The 2,295-nt window shown below is 61.0% G+C and carries 3 protein-coding genes and 1 pseudogene; 1 reads left to right on the top strand and 3 read right to left on the bottom strand.

The features are described from left to right. On the top strand, nucleotides 1–194 hold a 194-nt coding region (locus tag ACH4F2_RS35720), incomplete at its 5' end, for a peptide methionine sulfoxide reductase (RefSeq protein ID WP_398136780.1). A gap of 51 nt (nucleotides 195–245) precedes the next feature. Here the strand turns inward: ACH4F2_RS35720 and cysS are convergent. From cysS to ACH4F2_RS35705, 3 genes and pseudogenes are all read right to left on the bottom strand, one after another. After that, on the bottom strand, nucleotides 246–1,646 hold the full coding sequence (cysS, locus tag ACH4F2_RS35715) for a cysteine--tRNA ligase (protein ID WP_298782163.1): 1,401 nt from the start codon (nucleotides 1,644–1,646) through the stop codon (nucleotides 246–248). A 49-nt stretch (nucleotides 1,647–1,695) separates the two neighbouring features. Continuing rightward, a complete protein-coding gene (locus ACH4F2_RS35710) occupies nucleotides 1,696–2,016 on the bottom strand; it encodes a DUF6510 family protein (RefSeq protein WP_352101408.1) in 321 nt (106 codons plus the stop codon). Beyond that, nucleotides 1,950–2,295, bottom strand: a pseudogene (locus ACH4F2_RS35705) (oxidoreductase); the annotation flags it as partial. The gene ACH4F2_RS35710 and the pseudogene ACH4F2_RS35705, both read right to left, overlap by 67 nt.

Below are 2,295 nucleotides of genomic sequence, written 5' to 3'. Positions count from 1 at the left end.
CGGGGCGTCCGTACGGATTGACACGAACCACGCGGGTCGATGGCCGAAGTATCAGCATTTCCGCCGAGGAGTTGGGCGGGTCCGATCTGATCAGCGCCAATGTGTATCGCACGGTCGAAGCAGACCACCTACGTCCTTGCGAAATGCCGGAAGCCAAGGTGCTGGCTTTCTTGCGAGGGTGGGTGCCCGCTTGACCCGATCACAATCAGTCGGCTGTCAGCGTAGCCGGCCTCCACGAACTTCAGTTATGCCTGTGTCCACGTGGTTCCTGAGGAGTGGTCCTCGATGACGATCCCGCTGCGAGCGAGATCGCCGCGGATGCGGTCAGCCGTGACAAAATCTCCTTCGCCGCGGGCACACGATCGATTCGCGAGGAGTACCTCAACGAGAGCAGTGACCGTGCTGCTGTGCTGGCCGTCGCGTGGCGCCGTCGGTGATGATTCCGTCTCGATCCCAAGCACGCTGGTCATCGCTGTTATCGATTGGTATGCCGCCGCGGCTGCTGCGGTCTCGCCGTTGTCGACGGCAATGTTGCCGGCGCGCACATGGTCGTGAAGGACGCCGAGTGCAGCTAGGACATTGAGATCGTCGTCGAGTGCCGCCGCGAATGCACCCGGTAGCGTTGGGCCACCAACTGTTGCGTCCTCGAGGTGTGTACGTGCACGGTGTTGGAAGTTCGCGATCCGCGCAACAGTTGCATGAGTGTAGGTGAGCGCTTCTTCCCGATAGTCCAAGGCACTGCGGTAGTGCGCGCTGAGCAGGTAGTAGCGCAGCGTAGCTGGTCCGACCCGTCGAAGGAGTTCATCGGCAGACAGATAGTTGTCGAGCGACTTGGCCATCTTCTGTCCGCTGATGGCGACAAGGCCGTTATGGACCCAGTACCTGGCGAATTCGTCTCCGGCAGCTGTGGACTGGGCCAGTTCATTTTCATGGTGGGGGAATCGCAAGTCGATGCCACCTCCGTGGATGTCGAAGGCAGGTCCGAGGTAACGGCGAGACATCGCCGAGCACTGGATGTGCCATCCCGGCCTGCCGGTACCCCAAGGTGACGGCCAACGCGCAGATTTCGGTTCGCTGGGATTCGTTCCCTTCCATAGGGCGAAATCCTGAGGGTTCTGCTTGGCCTGTCGGTGTCCGTCGTCGGATTGCAATAGGGCATCGGGGTTCTGGCGAGTGAGCGTGCCGTATGTCTGCCAGCTGCTGACGTCGAAGTAGACATCGCCGGATCCATCGCTCGCGACGTAGGCATGCCCGCGTCGCAGGAGACGGTCGATCAGCGCCAGCGCCTCCGTAATGTGGCCGGAGGTGCGTGGCTCATATGTCGGGGGAAGGATACCCAGTGCGGTGTAGGCGCGAGTGAATTCCGTCTCGACGCGGTAGGCACGGGCCCACCACGGTTCCGACTCCGTAGCGAGAGCGAGGATTTTGTCGTCGATGTCGGTGACGTTCCGGACGAGCGTGACGGTGTATCCACGGTGGGTGAGCCAACGTCGCCAAAGGTCATAGACGAGGGCACTGCGTAGATGTCCGATGTGTGGTGCGGATTGGACGGTCGGCCCGCACACATAGATGCTAACCCTGGCTGGGCGCAGCGGGACGAACTCCCGTAGTGCCTGGTGACCGCTGTCGTAGATGCGGATCACCATCCTGGACGGTCCTCCGCGGATGTCGCTGCGGCCATGGATTGGAGAGCGGTCATCGTCGAGGAACAGTGATGTAAGACAGTCCTGACAAGTTCACTACTGTCGCTCGCGGGTTCTGGACGATAACCGCTAGCACTGCATCACAGTCCTTGCACCGCATGACGGCTCCCATGGCCGTAATGAAGGCGCGTGTCCGAGCAAGGCCGTAGACACTGCCACAGTGGCGGCATCTGCCGATCGCTTCTGTGATCTCGATACCGAGAATCTCTACGAATGTCCCTGCAAGTGCATTTCCGTCAACGTGAGTCAATTGCTGCCTCCGAATCGTTCCGTGCGGATGCGCGCGGGGTCGTGACCGAGTTCGAGAAGCCACTCGACGATCGTCTCGACGAACGCGGTAGGTCCGCAGATGTAAGTGCGCGGCGATGCCGACGCTGAGAAGGAAACCGCTGCGACCCCGTCACGGGTCAATCTGCCGGGCGGACGAACCGATCTCGGAGGCGACTCACGCGTATGCACGATGTCGACGGTCGTTCGCGACAGTGCACCCAATTCATCGGCGAACAAAACATCTCGAGGAGTCCGGACCGAATACAGCAGTCGAAAGTCTGCGCTTTCCTCAACGCCTTCTCGCGCCGAAGCCATCGAGAAC

The sequence above is a fragment of the Streptomyces sp. NPDC017890 genome, from assembly GCF_044328675.1.
Taxonomy (GTDB): Bacteria; Actinomycetota; Actinomycetes; order Streptomycetales; family Streptomycetaceae; genus Streptomyces.
The sequence above is the reverse complement of the archived record's forward strand: the minus strand, read 5'-3'. Positions and strand labels throughout refer to the sequence as shown.

What these genes read in the sequence shown, in the direction of transcription:
- cysS (WP_298782163.1), bottom strand. Translation starts at nt 1,646, where the DNA reads ATGGTGATCCGCATCTACGACAGCGGTCACCAGGCACTACGGGAGTTC.